23 protein-coding genes are annotated in these 20145 nt (G+C 68.9%); 12 read left to right on the top strand and 11 right to left on the bottom strand.

Annotation, left to right across the window (positions count from 1 at the left end; genetic code table 11):
• Both WD271_09705 and WD271_09700 read left to right on the top strand, forming a co-directional pair.
• Positions 1-434: SDR family oxidoreductase (locus WD271_09705; GenBank protein ID MEX1008102.1), on the top strand; the 434-nt coding region annotated here is incomplete at its 5' end.
• Entirely contained in the window at positions 434-1198 is a 765-nt protein-coding gene (locus WD271_09700) for an SDR family oxidoreductase (GenBank protein ID MEX1008101.1), read from the top strand. The genes WD271_09705 and WD271_09700, both read left to right, overlap by 1 nt.
• Here the strand turns inward: WD271_09700 and WD271_09695 are convergent.
• Positions 1195-2064: a hypothetical protein gene (locus tag WD271_09695; protein MEX1008100.1), complete on the bottom strand. Its 870-nt coding sequence runs from the start codon at positions 2062-2064 to the stop codon at positions 1195-1197. The genes WD271_09700 and WD271_09695 overlap by 4 nt on opposite strands.
• Before the next feature lie 175 nt (positions 2065-2239).
• Here WD271_09695 and WD271_09690 point away from each other — a divergent pair, with 175 nt between their 5' ends.
• A complete protein-coding gene (locus tag WD271_09690; protein MEX1008099.1) occupies positions 2240-3031 on the top strand; it encodes a DUF3472 domain-containing protein in 792 nt (263 codons plus the stop codon).
• Here WD271_09690 and WD271_09685 read toward each other — a convergent pair.
• Positions 3014-3721 carry a dienelactone hydrolase family protein gene (locus WD271_09685; protein ID MEX1008098.1) on the bottom strand — a complete coding sequence of 236 codons (708 nt, stop codon included), beginning with the start codon at positions 3719-3721 and terminating at the stop codon, positions 3014-3016. The genes WD271_09690 and WD271_09685 overlap by 18 nt on opposite strands.
• Positions 3722-3776: 55 nt before the next feature.
• On the opposite strand from WD271_09685, the gene WD271_09680 reads away from it, so the two are divergent.
• Genes WD271_09680 through WD271_09670 form a run of 3 tightly spaced genes read left to right on the top strand, consistent with a single transcriptional unit; the run spans position 3777 to position 5792 of the window.
• Complete coding sequence (locus WD271_09680; protein ID MEX1008097.1) at positions 3777-4475, top strand: nitroreductase family protein; 699 nt, start codon at positions 3777-3779, stop codon at positions 4473-4475.
• 19 nt (positions 4476-4494) lie between these two features.
• On the top strand, positions 4495-4956 hold the full coding sequence (locus WD271_09675; protein MEX1008096.1) for a hypothetical protein: 462 nt from the start codon (positions 4495-4497) through the stop codon (positions 4954-4956).
• Positions 4953-5792, top strand: a complete 840-nt coding sequence (locus tag WD271_09670; GenBank protein MEX1008095.1) for an LLM class F420-dependent oxidoreductase — start codon at positions 4953-4955, stop codon at positions 5790-5792. Before WD271_09675 ends, WD271_09670 begins: the two co-directional genes overlap by 4 nt.
• A gap of 3 nt (positions 5793-5795) precedes the next feature.
• Here the strand turns inward: WD271_09670 and WD271_09665 are convergent, their stop codons facing one another.
• The 5 genes from WD271_09665 to WD271_09645 are packed head-to-tail and all read right to left on the bottom strand — an operon-like array spanning position 5796 to position 9516.
• Positions 5796-6119, bottom strand: a complete 324-nt coding sequence (locus WD271_09665; protein MEX1008094.1) for a Rieske 2Fe-2S domain-containing protein — start codon at positions 6117-6119, stop codon at positions 5796-5798.
• Complete coding sequence (locus WD271_09660; GenBank protein ID MEX1008093.1) at positions 6119-6550, bottom strand: hypothetical protein; 432 nt, start codon at positions 6548-6550, stop codon at positions 6119-6121. The genes WD271_09665 and WD271_09660 overlap by 1 nt, the downstream gene beginning before the upstream one ends.
• Positions 6551-6558: 8 nt before the next feature.
• The gene (locus WD271_09655; GenBank protein MEX1008092.1) at positions 6559-6954 is read right to left on the bottom strand and encodes a TIGR03618 family F420-dependent PPOX class oxidoreductase; all 396 of its coding nucleotides are present in this window, start codon (positions 6952-6954) and stop codon (positions 6559-6561) included.
• The gene (locus tag WD271_09650; protein MEX1008091.1) at positions 6951-8600 is read right to left on the bottom strand and encodes a class I adenylate-forming enzyme family protein; all 1650 of its coding nucleotides are present in this window, start codon (positions 8598-8600) and stop codon (positions 6951-6953) included. The genes WD271_09655 and WD271_09650 overlap by 4 nt, the downstream gene beginning before the upstream one ends.
• 10 nt (positions 8601-8610) lie before the next feature.
• The gene (locus WD271_09645) at positions 8611-9516 is read right to left on the bottom strand and encodes a TIGR03564 family F420-dependent LLM class oxidoreductase (protein MEX1008090.1); all 906 of its coding nucleotides are present in this window, start codon (positions 9514-9516) and stop codon (positions 8611-8613) included.
• A 57-nt stretch (positions 9517-9573) separates the two neighbouring features.
• Between WD271_09645 and WD271_09640 the strand changes: the two genes are divergently transcribed.
• From WD271_09640 to WD271_09630, 3 genes are read left to right on the top strand one after another with little or no spacing between them, the layout of a single operon-like run.
• Positions 9574-10332 (top strand): enoyl-CoA hydratase-related protein, encoded by a 759-nt coding sequence (locus WD271_09640; GenBank protein MEX1008089.1) that lies wholly within the window; start codon positions 9574-9576, stop codon positions 10330-10332.
• Positions 10333-10341: 9 nt separating this feature from the next.
• The gene (locus WD271_09635) at positions 10342-11316 is read left to right on the top strand and encodes a DUF2889 domain-containing protein (GenBank protein MEX1008088.1); all 975 of its coding nucleotides are present in this window, start codon (positions 10342-10344) and stop codon (positions 11314-11316) included.
• The gene (locus tag WD271_09630; protein MEX1008087.1) at positions 11316-12173 is read left to right on the top strand and encodes an acyl-CoA thioesterase domain-containing protein; all 858 of its coding nucleotides are present in this window, start codon (positions 11316-11318) and stop codon (positions 12171-12173) included. Before WD271_09635 ends, WD271_09630 begins: the two co-directional genes overlap by 1 nt.
• Here the strand turns inward: WD271_09630 and WD271_09625 are convergent.
• Genes WD271_09625 through WD271_09615 form a run of 3 tightly spaced genes read right to left on the bottom strand, consistent with a single transcriptional unit; the run spans position 12166 to position 15265 of the window.
• Positions 12166-12675, bottom strand: coding sequence for a DinB family protein (locus WD271_09625; protein ID MEX1008086.1), 510 nt, complete (start codon positions 12673-12675; stop codon positions 12166-12168). The genes WD271_09630 and WD271_09625 overlap by 8 nt on opposite strands.
• Before the next feature lie 53 nt (positions 12676-12728).
• Positions 12729-13883, bottom strand: a complete 1155-nt coding sequence (locus WD271_09620; GenBank protein MEX1008085.1) for a CoA transferase — start codon at positions 13881-13883, stop codon at positions 12729-12731.
• On the bottom strand, positions 13880-15265 hold the full coding sequence (locus WD271_09615; GenBank protein MEX1008084.1) for a CoA transferase: 1386 nt from the start codon (positions 15263-15265) through the stop codon (positions 13880-13882). Before WD271_09615 ends, WD271_09620 begins: the two co-directional genes overlap by 4 nt.
• A gap of 25 nt (positions 15266-15290) precedes the next feature.
• Here WD271_09615 and WD271_09610 point away from each other — a divergent pair, with 25 nt between their 5' ends.
• Positions 15291-16190: an acyl-CoA thioesterase domain-containing protein gene (locus WD271_09610; GenBank protein MEX1008083.1), complete on the top strand. Its 900-nt coding sequence runs from the start codon at positions 15291-15293 to the stop codon at positions 16188-16190.
• On the opposite strand, the gene WD271_09605 is transcribed toward WD271_09610, so the two are convergent.
• Positions 16183-16875 carry a TetR family transcriptional regulator gene (locus WD271_09605; GenBank protein MEX1008082.1) on the bottom strand — a complete coding sequence of 231 codons (693 nt, stop codon included), beginning with the start codon at positions 16873-16875 and terminating at the stop codon, positions 16183-16185. The genes WD271_09610 and WD271_09605 overlap by 8 nt on opposite strands.
• Positions 16876-17023: 148 nt before the next feature.
• Between WD271_09605 and WD271_09600 the strand changes: the two genes are divergently transcribed.
• Together WD271_09600 and WD271_09595 are read left to right on the top strand one after the other, a co-directional pair.
• Positions 17024-19177 carry an acyl-CoA dehydrogenase gene (locus tag WD271_09600; GenBank protein MEX1008081.1) on the top strand — a complete coding sequence of 718 codons (2154 nt, stop codon included), beginning with the start codon at positions 17024-17026 and terminating at the stop codon, positions 19175-19177.
• 144 nt (positions 19178-19321) lie between these two features.
• Complete coding sequence (locus tag WD271_09595; GenBank protein MEX1008080.1) at positions 19322-20131, top strand: enoyl-CoA hydratase-related protein; 810 nt, start codon at positions 19322-19324, stop codon at positions 20129-20131.
• The last annotated feature ends 14 nt before the right edge of the window (positions 20132-20145 follow it).

The raw sequence follows: 20145 nt of genomic DNA, 5'->3' as shown, positions 1-20145 counted from the left end.
TCGAACGCGCGATCTCGGAACTGGGAGGGCTCGACGTGCTCGCGAACCTATCCAAGCCGACGACAGGCGACAAGCCCGCGGTCGACGTCAGCCGCGCCGACTTCGATGGTCTGTTCAAGACGTCATTGCGGACGGCGCGCACGGCGAATCAGGCCGCGTTCCGTCACCTGTCGACGTCGGGCGGCGGCCACGTGATCAACCACGCCGAGATGGCGGGCGAACTGGGCGAGGCGGGGCGGGCGCTGCCCGCGACCATCGCCCAGGCGGTCGTGGCCTGGACCCGCGCCGCGGCGGGTGCATGGTTCTTCCAGGGAGTCCGCGTCAACATCTTCCAGCCGGGCGGCGGCGCGAGTCTCGAACGGAACGTGATCCCGACGTTGTTGTTCCTGATCGGCGGCGACGCGACGCTGCACGGCCAGACCGTGTCCTGCTGATGGGAGCGGTCGACGGCAAGGTCGCCGCGGTCACCGGCGCAACGAGCGGATCCGGGCGAGGGATCGCGCAGCGGTTCGTCGAGGAAGGCGCCTCGGTGCTGATGCTGGCGCGCGGCGCCGAGCGGCTCGCTGAGGTCGCGGCCGAGCTTGGCGATCGCGCGATACCGGTCGCCACCGATGTGGGCGATCCCGACAGCGTGCGCGCCGCGTTCCAGGAGATCGAGTCGCGCTTCGGCAAGCTCGACATCCTCATCAACAACGCCGCCATCTACCGGCCGTGCGCGGTCGAGCTCTTGAGCGACGGCGACATCCTCCGGCAGGTCAGCACGAACTTCCTCGGGCCGGTCTACACGTGCCGCGCCGCGATCCCGTTGATGCGCGCCGCAGGTGGCGGCGACATCGTGAACACCTCGAGCGAGTCGACGCTCGACCCGTTCCCGATGTTGTCGATGTACGTCGCGACGAAGGCCGCGCTCGAGATGTTCGACCGAATCCTCGCGGACGAGCTGCGCGACGACGAGATCCGCGTGACCACCCTGGTGCAAGGCACCGCGGCGGGCACCGGTGAGGGAACGACCGACTTCGCGTGGGATCCCGAGCATGGTGCCGCCGCGATCGAGATGTGGACGAACAAGGGCTACATGGGCCGTGTCGCCGGCCATGCCGGTGGCCAGGCGGTGGAGGACGTCGGCGACGTCCACATCTTCATCGTCACGCGCCCGCGCACACAGAAGCTCGACACCGTCTACTGCCGCAGCTTCTAGTCGACGACCGAATCGGGTAGCTGGGCCATACGGGTTGCGAAGACGTTGACGATCCCCGGGATCGTGGTCTTCCCCGCGACCGCGGACTGCGGCGAGTCGGGGTCCGGGAAGTAGATACCCATCAGCGCGCGCCCGCGGCGGAGGTAAACGGCGATCGAGTGCTGGGTCTGACCCGACTCGTCCGTCGTCACGAACTCGTATGCGAGACGGTCGACGCTCGCGACTTGGGGCCATGAGCCGTCGGGAGCAGGGTTGAACATGGTCGTGACCGTGGACTCGCCCACAGGGCTTCGCACCGGTGAGCTCGGGCACTTGGCCGCGGTCGCGTCGAGCTCGGTGAACGCGCGCTCGGTGGCCGCCGCGTTCGCGTACAAGACCGCCTCGGTGCTCAGCGTGGCGTTGCCCTGGGCGTCGACGGCCACGACCTGGAGACGGGCCTTGCGCTCCGACTCGCTCGGGAATGTGCCGTTGCACAAATCCAGGGTGGGCGCGCCGGCGACTCGGTTCCCGCCGGGGATCAGCTGCAACGAGACCGACGATGTGAGGTCGCCTTGGCGCAGACCGAGGTCCGACAACGCCGAGGCAGAAGGGGTCGTGGTCGCCGGTGGACCCGTTGTGCTGGGACTCGGCGTCGTCGGCGTCGTATCTCGGCTCGGCGCGCTGCTCGACTGGCTGGCATCGTCCGGCGTTGCGATCCAGCCGATCGCGAAGCCGAGGCCGCCGATGAGCACGAGCGCGATCCCGATCGCGAGCCACTTGGGAACGAACACGCGGCCGGGGTGAGGCGCGATGACCGCAGCAGGAGTCGATGACAGGAGCGCCGGGATCGGCTCGGTTGCTTCGCCCGTTGGTATGCCGTCGCCCACGCGCCCGTCCTTGGCTGTCGCTTCGCCGATCGTCGCCCTCTGAGCCTGAGACCAACCTAAGCGGCCCTCGCTCGAGTTCTGACCGTTTCTCGCCCGTAAAGGCCCGCCTCTGGGAGCGGAAACCGCACCCCAGGCGCGCCTTATCCCGTTTCGCGCTCCGGTAGGTTCGGGCGCGGTGAGTGGTAGAGCAGCACGCCAGCAGTGGCCCATCGGCTACACGCCACCTGCCGACGTGCAGGTGATATTCCCGTCGCTGTCGTCGGGGCCGCCTGCACCGTGCGGCACCTATATGTATCTACGGTGGCCGGCACCCCGCGGAGCGTTCGATGGGTTCGACAGCTTCGAGTGGGACCTCACCCCCGAGCTCGACACGTCACAGGGCTACTTCTGGGCTCACCAGTTCGCGTTTCGTGACAGCGGTGATCCCCAGAGCGCCGGGTACGTCGGACTGCAAGCCAACGGCTCGTACCCGCCCGGTCGCCCCACCAAGGTTGCGATCTTCTCGATCTGGAACGCCCACGACGCGCGTGGCAGCGGCGTCGCCCGACCGTTCGGCGGCGAGGGCACCGGGTACCAGACGTTGATCCCCTACGAGTGGGTTGCCGGTCGCCGGTACGGGCTCCGCATCGCCGCGTCGGGCGCTGCCTGCTGGTGGGTCGGTACGGTTCGCGACACCGAGACGGGCGCCGAGGCTGAGATCGGTCGGATCCTCGTGCCCGACGCGTGGAGCAAGCTCGACACCTGGTCGGTCGCCTGGACCGAGTTGTTCTTCCCGCCGATACGCCACTGCGCCGACATGGAGTGCGCGTCGTCACTGTGGGCGGACTTCACCGCCAATCGTGGGACGCTGCCGCCGACGTCGATCGAATCGCGATTCGGCGAGCCGGCGCGCTGTGCGAACTCGCGCATCGCGCTCGTGACCGACGGAGTCGTCCGTCAGCAGATGGGTCTACCCGCTCCCGCGTAGCTCGCGGTCAAAGAAGGCGAGGATGCGCTGGCGCGCGTCGGCCGCCGCAGTTTCGTCGTAGCCACCGCCGATCATCTTGCCGATCAGCGTGAACCAAACGCTGGGATGGTCGTTGAGAAAAGAGTGGCCGGCGTCGGGATACTCCTTGATGTCGTGTTCCACGCCGTTGGCTTCGAGCGCGCGCGTGAGCTTGTCCGCCGCGCCGCGGAGCGTGCGATCGCGCGCGCCGAAGCTCCCGATGACCGGGCAGGCCGCGGCGAGGAGCGTCTCGGCATCGTCGGGCACCGACCCGTAGTTCACGCTCGACGCGGAGAACCCGTGTCCGGTGGCGAGGAGCAGCGCGAAGCCGCCACCCATGCAGAAGCCGATCACGCCGACCTTCCCCGTGCAGTCGTCGTGCGCGGCGAGCCAAGTGCGCACCGCGTCGATGTCGTCGAAGGCCGGACCCTTCCGGGCGGACAGGTCACGGAACGTCGACACCATGCAGGCGACCCGGTTGCCGCGCGTGTAGAGATCGGGCGTGATCGCGAGGTAGCCGTTGGTCGCAAACCAGTCGGCGTGTTCACGCGCGTCCGACGTCATGCCGAACGCGTCGTGGATGACAATCACGCCGGGCCAGGGTCCGTCACCGGACGGACGCGCAAGATGCGCGCGCAGCGATTGCGGAACCGGGATGGTGATGTCCGCCATGGGCGGCCGACCGTACCACCGGGGTATCGTGGCTGCCCGCCCGCGGAGGACGTCGATGGACTCGATTGGGTTGCTCGAAGGCATTGCGTCGACGCGTGCCGTTCGTCGGTACCGCGACGAGCCGGTCCCCACCGACGCGCTGTGCACCATGATGTTCGCGGCGACACGCGCGCCGAGCGGGTCGAACCGTCAACCGTTCCGCTTCCTCGTGCTCCGTGACGGCCCGAAGGCGCTCGAGGCGAAGCGCCTCATCGGCGAGTCGGCGCGCACGATCTGGGGTGGCAAGCGCGCCACCGACGGCTACGACCGCGGGTCCGGAACCGTTGCCAACACGCCGAAGGCGCGTCTCGCCGACACCATGCAGCACTATGTCGACCACTTCGAGAGATCGCCGGTGCTCGTACTCGGCTGCCTCGTGCGCTACCGGCCGCCCGTGCCCACCGAGGGCGCGTCGATCTATCCCGCGTGCCAGAACCTGCTGCTCGCGGCGCGGGCCCTCGGCTACGGCGGCGTGATGACCGGGTTCCACGCGTTCGTCGAACCCGAGCTCCGCGCGCTGCTCGCCATCCCCGACAAGGTGTTCGTCGCGGCGACGATCACGATCGGAAAGCCGGTGGGTGGCCACGGCCCGGTCCGGCGGCGGCCGATCTCGGAGCTCGTGTACGAGGAGACCTGGGAACATTCGCCGGAATGGGCAGTCGACCCGCCCGAAGCGCGCCACACTGCGGCGGGTCCGCCGCGCTCGCAGCCCTGATTACCGAAATGGGAGAGAGATGGATCGCATCAACCACGTGAAGATGGTCACGCCGCAGCCCGAGCTCGTCGAAGCCTTCCTGCGCGAGGTGTGCGAGATCCCCGAGGGCTGGCCGCTCGGCGCGCAGGCGGCGGCGGCGCGGCCGGGGCCGGACGCACCCCTCGGACCGGGCGGCGAGCTCTCGATGGACGACGTCACCCAGCAGCGCGGCGGAACCGAGACCGTCGGGTTCATCGCCGGTAACACCCAGAGCCGTCAGTTCCAGATCCTGAAGAGCGACCGATCCGCCTTCTGGGCGATCTGCATCGGCACGCGCAACATCGAGGCCGCGCACGAACGCTGCGGGGCGCGCGGGATCCCGGCAACACCGATCACCGTCGCCGACTGGAACGAGCGCGACAACATCAGGAACTTCTTCTGCATTGTCGGTGGGTTGATGTTCGAAGTCATCCGTGTCGAACCGAAGGGCCCAAGCTCATGAAGATCGCTCTCCAGCTCCAGGCGGTGAACCCGAAGTTCTGGGTCGTCGCGTCGCAGGAAGCCGAGCAGGCAGGCTTCGAATCGGTCTGGGTCCCCGAGCACCTGGTGCTCCCTGTCGAGATGAAGGGGAGTCCGTACGCCGGGCACGACGAGGTGCCGATTCCGCCGAGCATCCCCGCGTACGACGCGTTCATCGCGCTCGCCATGGTCGCGTCGGCGACATCGACGATCCGGCTCGGCACGCACGTGTACAACATCGGCCTCCGCCATCCGTTCGTCACCGCGCGCGCGATCACCACGCTCGACGTGTTCTCCGGTGGAAGAGTCGAGTTCGGCATCGGCGCGAGCTGGCTCGAGGAGGAGTGGGACGCCGTGGGCCTCGACTTCAGCACGCGCGGACGCCGCGTCGACGAGACCATCGAGATCTGCCGCCGGCTTTGGACGGAGGAGGTCGTCGAGCACCACGGAGAGTTCTTCGACTTCCAGCCGGTGATGTTCGAGCCGAAGCCGATCCAGCAGCCGATCCCGATTGTTGTGGGCGGCGACTCGCCCGCGGCGATGCGGCGCACCGCGACGCTCGGCGACGGCTGGATCCCGATGAACCATTCGCTCGAACAGCTCCGCCCCAGCGTCGATCGCATCAACAAGATGCGCGCCGACGCCGGCCGCGCCGGAAAGACCGAGGTGACGATCGGCGGCCAGCTCGAAACTGCCGACGACGTGCAGCGCTACCGCGACGCGGGCGCCGATCGCTTGATCTGCCGGCCGTTCGCATCGTCACGCGAAGCCATCGAAGGCATCCGCCGCTTCGGCGACGAAGTGATCTCGAAGCTCTAACGGTCAGACTTTGATCTGGACGACGTCGTCGACCACCTGGACTTCGAAGACCATCAGATCCTGGTGGAAGCCGTCGCCCTCGGAGGGATGTACACACTCGCCGGTCTTGACGTTGTAGCAACTCGAGTGCTGGGAGCAGACGATGAAGTGGCCGTCGACGATCGGGCGGCCGCCCAACGTGGTGCCCTGGTGAGGGCAGAGGTTCTGGAACGCGAAGTACTCACCCTCGACGTTGGCGACGGCCACCGGGAAGCCGTCGACCGACACCGTCATCGACTCACCGGCGGCGAGGTAGTCGGTGGGAAGCGCGTCGTAGAACTGGGGCATCAGTGACCCCCTTCCCTATCGGCCTGCTCGGCGGCCCAAGCTCGCCCGGCGGTGGCCGCGTCGTCCTGGCTCGACGCATCCATGCCACGGCGCCGGACGTCGAGCGCGGCGGCGATCGCCTCCGACGTGGCGCTGCTCGCTTCCATGTGTCGGCCGAAGGCGTCGAGGTCACGAGCGAGCGCAGCGGCCAACCCGGGCGTCGCGTCGGTGACGATCTCCGTGTCGAGCGCGCCGAAGTTGCCGAACGCACGGTCGACATAGGCGCGCGCGTCGTCGTCGCCCTCCCACAGCAGCAACATCGCGCGCGGCTCTCCCGGCAGGTACAGCCACTTCACGAGTTGGAGACTCGCGGGAACGTCGCCCTGCCAGAGGCATGCGAGGAACTCGGCGAACCAAGCCTGGTCGGGCGTGAACCGAGAGACGTGGAACAACGGACTCGTCAGCCGTTCAGCATCGTCGTGGTCGGGTGGATCCGCAGAATGACGCGGTCTTCCTCATCGAGTCGGCGCACCAACTCGCCACGCGGAGCCTCGGGCGCACCGAACGAAGCGACGATGGCGGCGTACGCGTCGACACGTGCCGGATCCTGTTCGACGAGCTCACCGTCGCCGTAAACGGTGACGGCCTTGCGACCGTCGGGCACCACCATGACAACACGAGGTTGCCGAGTGATGTTGTGGTACTTCGCACTCGAGCGACGAAAGGTCAGTACGACATCCTCGCCGTCCCAGAAGTACCCGATGAGCGACGATTGCGGTGACCCGTTGCGGCGCCCGGTCGAGAACACCGCCCATTGGTGCTCGGCGAGAAATGTAGCGGCGTCGGGTTCGATCACTGGAGACGCTCCTTGATCGCGAGCTTGTCGGGCTTGCCGGAACCCAGCCAGGGGACGTCTTCCTCGGGCCAGATCTCGATGCGAGTGGGAACCTTGTACGACGAGATCTGCTCTCGGGCGCGCGATTGGAGATCCGCGGGGTCGATCTCCCGACCCGACGCCGCGACGAGCACCGCGGTGACCTCTTCTCCGCGTTCGGGGTGCGGCATACCCACCACGAACGCGTAGAGCACCTCGTCATAGGTCTCGAGGAACAGCTCCACCTCACGCGGCGCGACGTTCGCGCCCTGCGACTTCACCATCTCGGTGAACCGCCCCACGAAGTACGGACGGCCCTCGTGGATGAACACGCGGTCGCCGGTGTGGAACCATCCGTTCACGTCGAAGACCTCTTCGCGCTCCTTCTTGTAGTAGCCGTGCATGAGCCCGTGGCCGCGGAGCCAGAGCTCGCCCTCCAGCTCATCGGGTCGACTCCGCTCCGGCGTCCCGGGCATCCGCCCACGCCTGCGCTGCGTCTCCGCCATGTCGGGTCGCAACTCGCCGGTCTCGGGATCGACGCACCGAACCTCGACCCCCATGAAGTTGCCGAGCGTCTCGCTCATCCCCCGATGGCCGGGAATTCCCGGCACCGGCACCGCGGTGAGCGCGACGTCGGTGGGTCCCATCGTGAGCCCGGCGATCTCGGGGAGCTTGCGGTCCGGAAAGGTCGCGTGGTCGCGCATGGCCTGCATCAGCGTGGGCCATCCGGCAACCATGCTCGCTTGTTCGGCTTCGACGATGTCGAGCGCCGCGCCCGGCTCGAACCGCTCGATGCAGACGACGGTGAGCCCCGCCTGGATCGCCGCGCCGAGGATGAGCGTGCCGCCGATCCAGAAGAACGGGAACGCGCAGAAGATCTTCGTCTCCCCTTCTGCCTCACCGCGGGCTCCCGCACCGCGCATGGCACCGAACCAGTAGGTGCCGCGCAACACGGTCGCGTGCGTGTGCACGACGCCCTTCGGATCGGCGCTCGACCCCGACGTGTACGTGACCTGCGCGAGATCCGCCGGTACGACCTCCGCCTCCATGGCCGTGAGGAGCGCGTCGTCGATCGCGGGGTCGACGTCGGGCTCGGCTTCGAGCTCGATCGGGGTGGCCCACTCGCGATCGGTGCCGCCGGTTTTCCGTTCGGGCACGGAGCCGGTGATCCAGACCGAACGCAGCGACGGCGCATCCGGCAGGTAGAGCGGTGAACCCGTCGCCTCGGCGAGCCCGGGCACGCTGTCTTCCAACATCTGGGCCATGTCACGACCGAGCACGGTGCGCGCGGTGATCAGCGTGTCGATGTCGCCGATGCGCAGCACCTTGCGGATCTCAGTGGGCCGGTACGTGGTCGCGAGCGGCATCACGAGCGCGCCGATGCGGCTCGCGGCGAGCCACGCGATCACCCACTCCTGGCCGTACGTGAAGTACAAGCCCACGCGGGTGCCCTTCCCCATGCCCGCGGCGATCATCCGCTTGGCGAGGCGCCGTGAGCGCTCCTCGGCCTCGCCGTAGGTCATGCGGCGATCGGGAGTGACGATGAAGTCGCGGTCGCCCCATTCGCGCACCGCGCGGTGCAGAACCTCCGGGATGGTGGGTTCGTAGCCGAGGTCGGGGATCTCCATCGCCTGTTTCCTACGAGACGAGGGTCGCCAAGTGCGCGAGCGTGCGTTGACGGTCGTCGGGATTGCCGGTGGGGATCGCGACGAAGTCGGTGGCGCCGATGTCGGCGAGGCGGCGCAACTGCGCGCTCACGGATTCCTCGTTGCCCACCACCGACACGTCGGCCGGGCCCGCGACGCCTTCGCGATCGAGGACGGCGCGGTACACGGGGATGTCCCCGTAGCCCGCGAGCTGCTCGTCGGCCTTGGCGCGACCGTCGGCCTCGTCGTCGGTGACGATCGTGGGCAAGGGGACGACGACACGCGGGGCCGGACGCCCGGCTGCGCTCGCCGCCGCGGTGACGAGCGGGACGATCTGGGACTCGAGGGTGATCGGACCGGTGCACCACGTAATGGTGCCGCCCGCGGTACCTCCGGCGAGCTCGAGCATGCGCGGCTGGAGCGCGGCGAGCAGCACCGGCGGCGTGTCGGCACCCGGGCACGAGAGCCGTGCACGCGCGGTGATGGTGCTACCGGCGACATCGACCATTCCCTCCGAGAGAAGGGGAACGAGGGCCGCGAGGTACTCACGCATGTGCCGCGCCGGCTTGTCGTACGACACGCCGTACGTACCTTCGATCGCCATCTTGTGCGAGAGGCCGAGCCCCAGCAACAGGCGGCCACCGACGGCTGCGTTCACCGTGAGGGCCTGCGCCGCGAGCGCGACGGGGTGACGCGGGTATGTCGGGATGACGGACGTACCGAGCTCCACTCGCGGCACCTGCGACCCGGCCACTGCCAACACGGTAAGCGCGTCGAACCCGGCGCTCTGCGGGAGCCACACGGAGGAGAATCCCTGGTCGGCGACGGCTCGGAAGCGCGCCACCATCTCGTCGAGGGGTACGTACTCCTTGGTAGGGAAGAACACGCCGATCCGCATGGCGGCAAGCTACCGCGTCGAAGTGCGCTGCTTCTTGGGCCGTGTCAACATTCGCCCATGCCTGTCGATGTCGCGTCCCACGGCGCAATCCGAGTCGTCACGATCAACCGCCCCGAACGCGCGAACGCGCTCGACGGCGCCACGATGGGCGCGATCGGCACTGCGTTCGCCGAGGCGGAAGCCGACGATGCGGTGCAGGTGGTCGTGCTCACCGGCGCGGGCGACAAGGTCTTCTGCGCCGGGATGGACCTGAAGGCGCAGGGCAGCGAGCGCGTCCCACCGCCAGGCAGTCCCGGCCTCGAGGTGCTCATGAATCGCTGCTACCCGAAGCCCGTCATCGCCGCGGTGAACGGCGCGGCGATGGGCGGCGGATTCGAGCTCGTCATGGCGTCGGATCTCGCGGTCGCCGCCGACCATGTGATGTTCGGCGTACCCGAAGTCAAGCGGGGCGTGGTCGGTGCCGGTTGCTCCACGCGGACCGCGGTGCGCGTGCCGCCCGCGATCGCGTTCGAGATGACCCTCACCGGCGACCCGATCACCGCGCACCGTGCGCTCGGTCTCGGCCTCGTCAACGAGGTGGTGCCGAAGGAGCAGGTGCTCGATCGCGCGATGGCGCTCGCGGGGCGCATCGCCGCGAACGCGCCGATCGCGCTGCGGATCACGAAGCAGCTCGTGTGGGAAGCGGCAGGGAACCACAACGCCGAGGAGTGGGCGGCGATCCGCGCCAAAGCGGCTCCGGCTTTCGCCAGCGACGACGCACGCGAAGGCGCGACTGCATTCGCGGAACGGCGCGAGCCCCGCTGGACGGGAAAGTAGGTTGGCCCGGTGATCCGTCCGATCGATCCGCGCCCAGACTTTCCGCGACGCGCATCACCGTCGGTGCGGCGCGTGATGTCCCTCGACTACGACTGGATCGACCTCGTCGACGTGCGCGTCCGCGGCGAAGCTCGCGACGAGATCACCGACGCGAGCGGTGTCACCCACATCGCGCACGAGGCGTCGGTCGACGTCGAGACGCGCGGCGCACTGCTGACGAAGCTCCAGCTCGAGCCGGCCGAGCTCGACGTCGCCGAGCTCCTCGGCCAACCGCTCCGGCAAGGTTTCCGTGCGCGCGTGCGCGCGACGCACGACGGCGGCGGCCGGCCGCTCGGCCTGCTCCTCGACGACCTTCCCGGCGCGCTGATCGCCGCCGGATACGTGCACGCGATGGAGCGCCGCCTCGGCCCCGGGACCGGCGCCTCCGACACCGACCACGACGAGATGCCCCGTGGCTTCCACCAGGCAAACCTGTGCTCCGGCTGGCGGTCCGACGGCACAATGATGATCGCGGTGCGCGCCGGCGAGCAGCTCCCGTTCGAGCCGCTCGCCGACGTCCCCCAGCTCCCCAAGGGCGCAGACGGCTGGCCGGAATCGACGATCCCGGTGCCCGGCCTCCGTCGTCATCGGAGGATCGACGTGGTTCCCGACGGCGCGGTGTGGCGAATCGACGCGTGGTTCCGCGACACGTACCGGAACTCCAGCGGCGAGTGCGGCGCATTGCACGAGTACACGGTGCACCTCGTCGCCGACGCGACCGACCACACGCTCGTCGACGTGAGTGCCGTTCCGCACGCGTTGCCGTGGAAGGAGTGCCCGTCAGCGGGAGAGATGGTCGGCAAACTGGTGGGCACGTCGCTCGACGGTCTGCGCTCGTCGGTGCCGAAGGTGTTGCAGGGACTCGAGAGCTGCACGCACCTCACCAACGAGCTGCGCGAGCTCGCCGACGTCCCGTACCTCGCGGCGTCGATCACGAACGTCTGATGGAACCACGAGACGTCGAGGACCTGCTGCGCCTCCTCGACCTCGAGGAGCTCGATCGCGACCTCTTCCGCGCGCGGAACCCGCCGCAGACGTTCCTCCCCCACTTGTACGGCGGCCAGGTCGCGGCACAAGCCGCGCGCGCTGCGAGCCTGACCGTTCCCGACGGGCGCTTCCTGCACTCGCTCCACGGCTACTTCCTGCGGCCCGGACGCTCCGACCACGCGACGATCCTCCGCGTCGACCGCGATCGCGACGGCCGCTCGTTCTCGGCACGGCACGTGAACGCGCTCCAGAACGGAGAGGTCATCCTCAGCCTCCTCGTGTCGTTCAACGTCGACAAGGAAGGCCGCGAGTTCCAGGAAGCGGAGATCCCGAGTCCCGCGCCGCCACCGGAAGAGATCCCCGAAGAGGAGCTCGGCGGTCACAACACGATGTTCGACCTCCGTCCGATCGGGCGGAGCGCGCGTCCCGGAGGGTTCCCGGGCTTGAGCCACCGTTTCTGGGCACGGACGCGCGGTCCCCTGCCCGACGACCGGCTACTGCATGCGTGCGTCCTCACGTATCTCTCCGACATGGGCACCGGGTTCATGAAGGTGCCGACCGACGAGCCGATGGGTGGACCGAGCCTCGACCATGCGGTGTGGTTCCACCGGCCCGTGCACATGGACCAGTGGGTGCTCGTCGACCTCGACCCGGTCGTGGCATCGGGAGGGCGCGCGTACTACACGGGTACGGTGCACAGCCCCGACGGCAAGCTGGTTGCGAGCCTCGCGCAAGAGCACCTGATGATCCATCGCTCACTACGAGCCGGGGATACAGGCCCCGCGGCCTCCCTGGGAACACCAACGATCACGTGAACTTTGCCCGCCACAGATCACGGAGCAGGCAGATCTCGGCGCCGTGGTGCATGACTTCGCGGTTGATGTGCAAGACGAGTCCCGCCATCGGCAAGTGACCCCATGGTCCGCCGGTAGGTCCGACCGGCTCCGCGAGGCGCTGCTCGCTCAGGGCCCGCACCCCCTCGAGCCACCGCGCGTAGCCGCCCCCGACCCAGGCGAGTGCGTCCGCTGCCGAACCGGGCCATTCGCGGCCGCCCATGTCCCACGGAGGACCGGAGAAGTGGTCGGCGTTCCGCACCGCGAAGACGCCGCTGCCGATATGCCCGAGCCGCCAGGCGATCGTGGTGACGGGAGGGGGGTCAGGCGCGGGGAAAGCCCAGTCGATGACGAAGCCGCCGTCGGGATGGGGCAGGATGCTCCAGCAATTGGGCGTCGGCTCCCAGAAGTACTCGATGTCGGTCAGCCCGTCGAGTCTCGGCCAGAACCATGTGTCCCACCAGGCCGCCAACTGATCGACCACGAGGCTTTGCCAGACCGTCACCATCGACCGACCGTACCTGGGAACGAGCGGACCTAGCCCGAGACGTGGTCGTCGTCGGTAAGGCCGAGTTCGTCGACGAACACGGCGCGGTTGTGCTCGCCGAGGCGCGGGACGTCACCGACGACCGCGGTGCGGCCGTCGAAGTGCAACGGCGGTGTCGGTACGCGGAGCGTGCCGAGGTCGGGGCTCTCGTACTGCGTCCACCCCTGCGTCGCGTCGAGGTGCGCGTCGTGGAGCACGTCGCTCGCCGAGTTCACCGGCGCGACGGTGATGCCACGGCGCTGCGCCTCCTCGAAGAACACCTGTTTCGTGTAACGCGTCGTGAGGCCTTCGATCCACATGTCGATGAGCTCGTTGTAGTGCATGCGGGAGATCGGCGTGCCCGAGAACTCGTCGGACATGATCTCCTCGACGCCGGTCTCGTCGCGAACCCACTCGGCGAGCGTGCGCCAATGCTCGGGCATGTACGCGACGATGCTCACCGCGCCGTCGTGCGTTGCGTAGTGCCCGATGGGCCCGCCTTGCTTTCGCTTGCCCGTGCGCTGCTGCGTGAAGCCGCCCTCAAGCACCACCATCGGGCTGACCTCCATGGCGACGCTGATGGTTGCCTCTTGCACCGAGATGTCGACGACCTGCCCGCCGCCCGCGTCGTCGCGCGCCATGAGCGCGAGCATCGTTCCCATCGCCGCGTTCAGCGACGCGGTCATGTGCGCGAGGCCGCCGCCGGGCGCGAGCGGAGCGCGGTCGGGATCACCGATCGACGGCATCGCGCCACTCGACGCCCAACCGAGGAGGTCAGCACCGAGCCAACGACGCCGCGGTCCCGTCAGCCCGAACGGAGTGACCGACGTGTAGACGAGGCGCGGATTGCACGCGTGCAGGTCGTCGGCTCCGAGACCGAGCGCCTCCATCTCCCCCACTGCCGCGCTCGTCACGAGGACGTCACTCGCGTTCGCCAGCGTGCGGAACCGCTCCTGGCCCCGCGGGTTCGTGAGGTCGATCGTCACCGACCGCTTGCCTGCTGCCATGTACGCGAAGTGGGCGCTCGATCTGTACGGTGAGCCTTCCGGCGGTTCGACGAGCACGACGTCGGCGCCGAGGTCGGCGAGCATGCGCCCGGTGTACGCGGCCGACTCATCCGCGAGATCGAGCACGCGCACGCCGGCGAGAAGGTCGGTGCCCGTCATTCCTGTGGTTCCGATGCGTCGGCCAGGCGCTGCATCATCTCGGTCGCGGGGTCGAACGTGGGCGTTCCCCAGGGCACGAGCCGTTGCACGTTGCGCAGCCAGTTCAGGTACGGCCGCTCGAGCACCACGTCGCGGTGCTGCATCACGTGTACGACGCCCTCGTCGACGAGCGCGTCGATCTCCGCGTCGTCGAAGCCCGCGAGCTCGCGCAGGATGTCACGGCTGTGCTCGCCCATCGCGGGCGCGGCGTGCTCCGCGCGCGGCGGGGTCGCCGACAGGTGGACCGCTTGGCCGAAGACGAGGTCGCGCGGGAAGCGCGCGTGCGGGAGCGCCTGGAAGAAGTCGCGCGCCGCGAGCTGCTGATCGGCGATCAGGTCCCAAGCGTCGAACACGGGGGTCGCAGCGACACCGAACGACTGGAGCTCGGCGGCGGCCTCCGCGTCGGTGCGCGTGCGCGTCCACTCCGCGAGCGCGTCGTCGAGCTCGTCGTGATGTTCGAGTCGTCGTTGTACCGTCGCGAAGCGCGTGTCGGTGCCGAGCGATTCGAGCCCCGGCACATGCCACAGCGCCTCCCACATCGCGTCGTCCTCCACCGCGATCGCGATCCAACGCTCCTCGCCACGGGACGGATAGACGCCCTGCGGCGCGCGGTCCGCGTCGCGGTTCCCGAGCGCCGCGGGCGCGCGCCCTTCGACTTGCGCGGCGACGACGGCCGGACCGAGGCACGCCAACGCCATTGCGTACTGCCACACCTCGATGTGCGCGCCCTCCCCGGTCTGTGCGCGGCGACGGAGCGCGGCGAGCACGGCGACGGTCGCGGCCTGCGCCGATACGAAGTCGGGATAGGCGAAGCCGATCTGCACGGGGTCACGGTCCGGCCAGCCGATGAGGTGGTCGATCCCCGAAGCGGCCGAGAGATTGTGACCCCACGTTCGGTACATGCGGTAGGGGCCGTCGGATCCGAACGCGGGCAGGGTGACGTGCACGATGTCGGGCTTGAAGGTGCGGATCTGCTCGTAGGTCAACGCGAGCTGGATCAGCGCCTCTTCGCTCACGTTGGTGATGACCACGTCGGATACCGCGACGAGCCGCTCGAACACGGCCCGACCTTCCGGGCAGTCGATCTCGAGCCCGATGCTCCGCTTCTCGGCCGACGAGAAGTTCAGCGACGGGAGGGTGTCTTGCCGCACCGCCTGGTCGAAGCCTCGCGGCAACCATCCCGCGCCGCCGAGCCGCAGCGAATCGGGCCGCCGCGTCGACTCCACCCGGATGACATCCGCACCGAACTGAGCGAGGTTGCGAGCCGCGACCGGCGCCGCGATGCCGTAGCCGAGCTCGAGTACCCGCACACCAGCGAGTGGGAGCTGGGCCAGTGGGAGCATGCGCGCGGCACGCTACCCTCCGGAAATGGCTCACTCACTCGACCTCGGCGATCTTCCCGACGTCCTGGCGCTCGAGGAACTCGGCGACCACCGCTACCGCGCACCGTTCGAGGCGCGCGACGACGTCGTGCGCGACGTCGTCTTCGGTGGCCAGATCCTGGCCCAGATGATCATCGCCTCGGCGCTCGAGGACGACTCCGGCAAGGAGGTCAAGTCGATCCACGCGATCTTCGCCCGCGCCGCCGATTTCGAGAGCGCGCTCGAGTACGACGTCGACTCGATGCACGCGGGACGCACCTTTCGAAGCGACACCGTCACGTGCCTCCAGGGCGGGCGTGTGATGTCGCGCGGACTTCTCCTGCTGAGCAGCGACGAGCCCGACCTCATCCGGCACACGTCGGTCGAGATGCCCGACGTGCCCGGGCCCGAGGATCCCGATGGTCGATCCGACTTCCGCGTCTTCCCGGGAGCCGTCGGCCTCATCGTCGGTGGCGTGAACACGTGGAGCGACGACGAGCCACTCCGGCCTCCGGTGCAGTACGTCTGGACGCGGTACCCGCAGGCGTTCGCACCCGATACATCGGCCTCGGCGCTCGTGAACCAGGCGATCCTCTCGTGGGCAACCGACGGGTACCTGATCGGCACCGCGATGCTCCCGCATCCCGGCCTCAACGAGGGTCATGCACACCGCTCGATCTCCACCGGCGTCGTGAGCCACACGATCAACTTCCACGACCGGTTCGACGCGTCGGACTGGCTGCTCCTCGCGAACCAGAGTGTGTGGGCCGGGCGCGGGCGCAGCTACGGGCTGTGCAACATCTTCACGCGCGACGGCAAGCTCGTAGCCACCTACACCCAGGATAACATGGTGCGCGCGTTCGCCGACGGCGGCGACCACTCGGGCGACTACGAGCGCATCATGTAGCGACTTGGCGCACGCCGGCGAGCAACAGCGCGGCACGGAAACGCAACGCAGCGGCAAGGTCGGGTTCCACGTCACACGTCCACGCGTAGATCGCGCCGACCGTCAACGACGACAGCATCTCCCCGAGGCTGCGCGCGTCGGTGACGGTGGGCAGCTGGCCGGTTTCCTGGGCGTGGAAGAACACCACTGCGAACGAGCGCTGGAACCCGAAGTGCTCACCCGCGAGGTCGCGGCCACGGTCGGCACGCCGGTAGAACTCGGCGAGCGTGCGCGCCACGGCCGCGCGGGGCGTGGCAGTGATCCGGCGGGCGAGAAGGCCGAGGAGGTCGTCGAGCACGTCGTCGACCGAACGATCGCCGGCGAGCACCTTGGTGGCGTCCTTGAACATCGCCTCGGAGGTACCCCAGCCCACCTCGAGCAGGATGTCTTCCTTGTGCGCGAAGTGGAAGTAGAACGTGCCCTTCGTGACCCCGGCGGCCTGGACGATCTCCTCGACCGTCGTCTCCTCGATACCCTTCTCGAAGCCACGCTCCGTCCACAGCTGCACCGCTGCGTTGACGAGCTGTTGCCGCGTACGCCGCGAGCGTTCCTGCACGAGGCCCGAACGGCGGGGTCCCGACGCGCCGCCGTTGGCCGCCGCTTCGGCCGGTTGGCGCCTCGACGTGGGTGCGCTCGCGCGTGCCACGCTGCTCCTCGTCTGTCATCGGGATACGGAACATCGCATGTTAGGCCAATTCGGAATGTGGTCCTACGAACGGGCCTGCGCCGGCGAAGTTGGCCGCCGTGCAATACCGACGGATACTGTCCGCGAGAGGACGACAAGGAGCTGTGTCATGGCGATCGCGATCTCCGACGCGCACCGCGAGCTGGGCTCGGTAGCCCGCTCGTTCTTGGAGAACAACAAGGCGCGCGCCGCGGCGCGCGCGCTCCTCGATTCCCCGGACGAGTCGCTCCCCGCGTTCTGGGGCGATCTCGCCGACCTCGGCTGGCTCGGTTTGCACATCCCGGAGGAGTACGGCGGGTCGGGCTACGGCCTGTCCGAGCTCGCGGTGGTGCTCGAGGAGCTCGGGAGGGCGGCCGCCCCGGGCCCGTTCCTCCCCACGGTCCTCACGTCGGCGCTCGTCGATCGCGCGGGCGATGACGCCCAGAGATCGCGTTTCCTGCCTCCACTCGTCGACGGCACCCAGACCGGCGCGGTCGGACTCGACGGTTCGTTACAGCTCACCGCCGACGGCTCACTGTCGGGTGATGCGGGCCTCGTGCTCGGCGGCGGACTCGCCGACGTGCTCGTGCTCCGTGCCGGGAACGACATGGTCCTCGTCGAGCGGTCCGCCGACGGGGTCGAGGTCGCCGTGGAACCGGGCCTGGATCCCACGCGTCGCGTCGGCCACGTGACGATCGCGGGCGCGCGCGTCGAGCCGGAGCGCGTCCTGCGCGGCGCGTTCCCCGTCGCTCAGCAGGTTGCGTGGGCGATCGTCGCGGCAGAAGCGGCCGGCGGCGCGCGCGACTGCGTCGACACCGCGAGCGCGTATGCAAAGGATCGCCTGCAGTTCGGCCGTCCGATCGCGATGTTCCAAGCAGTGAAGCACCATTGCGCCAACATGCTGGTGGCCGCCGAGCTCGCGACCGCAGCGGTATGGGACGCGGGCCGCGCTGCGACCGGTGATCCAGAGCACTTCGAGCTCGCCGCGGCGACGGCCGCCGCGCTCGCGCTCCCCGCGTTCTACCGCAACGCGCAGTTGAACATCCAGGTGCACGGAGGGATCGGCTTCACCTGGGAGCACGACGGTCACATGCTGCTGCGGCGCGCTACCGCGCTCGCGGCGCTCTTCGACGCGGGTGAAGCGGCTGAGACGGTGACGCGCTGCTCGCTCGCAGGCGTGTCGCGCGATCACGGCTTCGAGCTGCCGCCCGAAGCCGAGGAGTATCGCGCCGCGACGCGCGCGATCGCCGAGGAGCTCGCGGCGCTCGGGGGCGAGGCCCAGCTCACCCGGCTCATCGACACCGGCTACGTCCAGCCGCACTGGCCGACGCCGTGGGGACGCGCCGCGAAGGCGCTCGAGCAGCTCGTGATCGACGAAGAGTTCGCCCGCGCAGGTGTGCGCCGCCAGGAGTACGGGATCACCGGATGGATCATCCTCACGCTCATCCAGCATGCCACCGACGACCAGATCGAGCGTTGGGTGCGCCCCACGCTGGAACGCAAGTTCATGTGGTGCCAGCTCTTCAGCGAGCCCGACGCCGGTTCCGACGCGGCCGGGATCCGCACGCGCGCCACGCGGGTCGACGGCGGATGGGAGATCACCGGTCAGAAGGTGTGGACCAGCGGCGCGCAGCACTGCCAGCGCGGCCTCGCGACGGTGCGCACCGATCCTGACGCGCCGAAGCACGCGGGCATCACCACAGTCGTCATCGACATGCAGGCCGAGGGCGTGGAAGTGCGCCCGTTGCGCGAAGCCACCGGCGCGTCGATGTTCAACGAGGTCTTCTTCGACCGCGTTTTCGTACCCGACGACGACGTCGTCGGCGCGGTGGACAGTGGCTGGACCGTCGCGCGTTCCACCCTCGGCAACGAGCGGGTCAGCATCGGTGGTGGCAGCGGAGGCGGGTGGAGTATCGACGTCATCGACGTCCTCCGCACCCACAACGGCGCCACGCATCTGCACCGACAGGTCGGCGAGCACGTTGCCGAAGGCGCCGCGATGCGCGCGCTCAACCTGCGACGGGTCGAACGCGCGGTCGCGGGCGGCGAACCGGGCCCGGAAGGCAACGTCACCAAGCTGCTGTCCGCGGAGCACGCGCAGCGTGCTGCGGACCTCGCACTCGAGTTGCTCGGCCCCGCCGCGCTCGAGGAAGAAGGCCGCATGGCCGCGAACGCCGTGATCTTCACGCGTGCCCTCTCCATCGCGGGAGGTACGTCCGAGATCACCCGCAACCAGATCGGCGAGCGCATCCTCGGCCTCCCCCGCGACCCCCTCCTCAACTAGCCCGCACATCCAACTTGCGTCGTTCAAGGTCGTAGAACGCCCATGAACGACGCAGGTTCGTTAGGGAGCGAGCTCACCCATGTCTCCGGAGAATACGGCCGGGCCCGATAGCGCTTTGTTGGTCGACGCGCGAGACTCCCGCCTGTGCCGGGCATCGACGTCGAGAGCTATGAGCACGTCCGGCTCCGCACCGAGGGCCCGATCCTCCGGGCCACGATCACGAACCCGGCGAAGAAGAACGCGGTGAACGCCGGCGTCGCGGGCGACCTGAACCGCCTCTGGCGCGACGTCGACGCCGACGAGGACATCCGCGTGGTGATCCTCGCGGGAGATGGCGATGCGTTCTGCTCGGGCCTCGACCTCAGCCGGATCGCCGAGCAGGACACTCCCGGCACCCGCCCGCGGTCGAAGGCCGCGGCCAAGGGCATCCGCGACCGGATCTGGGACATCCTCGACTGCGAGACGCCCACGATCGCAAAGGTGCGGGGCCCTGCCTACGGGATGGGCGTCAACATCGCGCTCGCATGCGACTTCGTGATCGCGGCCGACGACGCGCGCTTCTGCGACAGTCACGTGAAGAACGGCATCACGGCGGGCGACGGAGGCGTCCCGCTGTTCCCGTTGCTCATCGGTTTCCGCCGTGCGAAAGAAATGCTGATGCTCGGCGACCCGATCACCGGCAAGGAAGCGGCCGACATCGGGTTGATCAACCGCGCGGTCCCGGGTGCCGAGCTCGACAACGTCGTTGAAGAACTTGCCCAAAAGCTCGCCGCCGGCCCGCCGCTCGCGCTCGCGTGGACGAAGCTCTCGTTGAACGCGATGCTCAAGCAGCTCACGCTCGGCGCGTTCGAAACATCGATCGCCTACGATCTGCTGTCCCTGCGGACCGACGACGTGCGGGAAGGCAACGAGGCGTTCTTCGAGAAGCGCGCACCCCGGTTCACGGGAACGTGATCGAACCGCGAATG

Source organism: Acidimicrobiia bacterium (assembly GCA_040880805.1).
Taxonomy (GTDB): Bacteria; Actinomycetota; Acidimicrobiia; order IMCC26256; family DASPTH01; genus DASPTH01.
This window is presented reverse-complemented; position numbering and strand designations above follow the sequence as displayed.

Coding starts and splice junctions, on each gene's coding strand:
- WD271_09700 (MEX1008101.1), top strand. CDS start 434: ATGGGAGCGGTCGACGGCAAGGTCGCCGCGGTCACCGGCGCAACGAGC.
- WD271_09685 (MEX1008098.1), bottom strand. CDS start 3,721: ATGGCGGACATCACCATCCCGGTTCCGCAATCGCTGCGCGCGCATCTT.
- WD271_09680 (MEX1008097.1), top strand. CDS start 3,777: ATGGACTCGATTGGGTTGCTCGAAGGCATTGCGTCGACGCGTGCCGTT.
- WD271_09675 (MEX1008096.1), top strand. CDS start 4,495: ATGGATCGCATCAACCACGTGAAGATGGTCACGCCGCAGCCCGAGCTC.
- WD271_09670 (MEX1008095.1), top strand. CDS start 4,953: ATGAAGATCGCTCTCCAGCTCCAGGCGGTGAACCCGAAGTTCTGGGTC.
- WD271_09665 (MEX1008094.1), bottom strand. CDS start 6,119: ATGCCCCAGTTCTACGACGCGCTTCCCACCGACTACCTCGCCGCCGGT.
- WD271_09650 (MEX1008091.1), bottom strand. CDS start 8,600: ATGGAGATCCCCGACCTCGGCTACGAACCCACCATCCCGGAGGTTCTG.
- WD271_09645 (MEX1008090.1), bottom strand. CDS start 9,516: ATGCGGATCGGCGTGTTCTTCCCTACCAAGGAGTACGTACCCCTCGAC.
- WD271_09640 (MEX1008089.1), top strand. CDS start 9,574: ATGCCTGTCGATGTCGCGTCCCACGGCGCAATCCGAGTCGTCACGATC.
- WD271_09630 (MEX1008087.1), top strand. CDS start 11,316: ATGGAACCACGAGACGTCGAGGACCTGCTGCGCCTCCTCGACCTCGAG.
- WD271_09620 (MEX1008085.1), bottom strand. CDS start 13,883: ATGACGGGCACCGACCTTCTCGCCGGCGTGCGCGTGCTCGATCTCGCG.
- WD271_09615 (MEX1008084.1), bottom strand. CDS start 15,265: ATGCTCCCACTGGCCCAGCTCCCACTCGCTGGTGTGCGGGTACTCGAG.
- WD271_09610 (MEX1008083.1), top strand. CDS start 15,291: ATGGCTCACTCACTCGACCTCGGCGATCTTCCCGACGTCCTGGCGCTC.
- WD271_09600 (MEX1008081.1), top strand. CDS start 17,024: ATGGCGATCGCGATCTCCGACGCGCACCGCGAGCTGGGCTCGGTAGCC.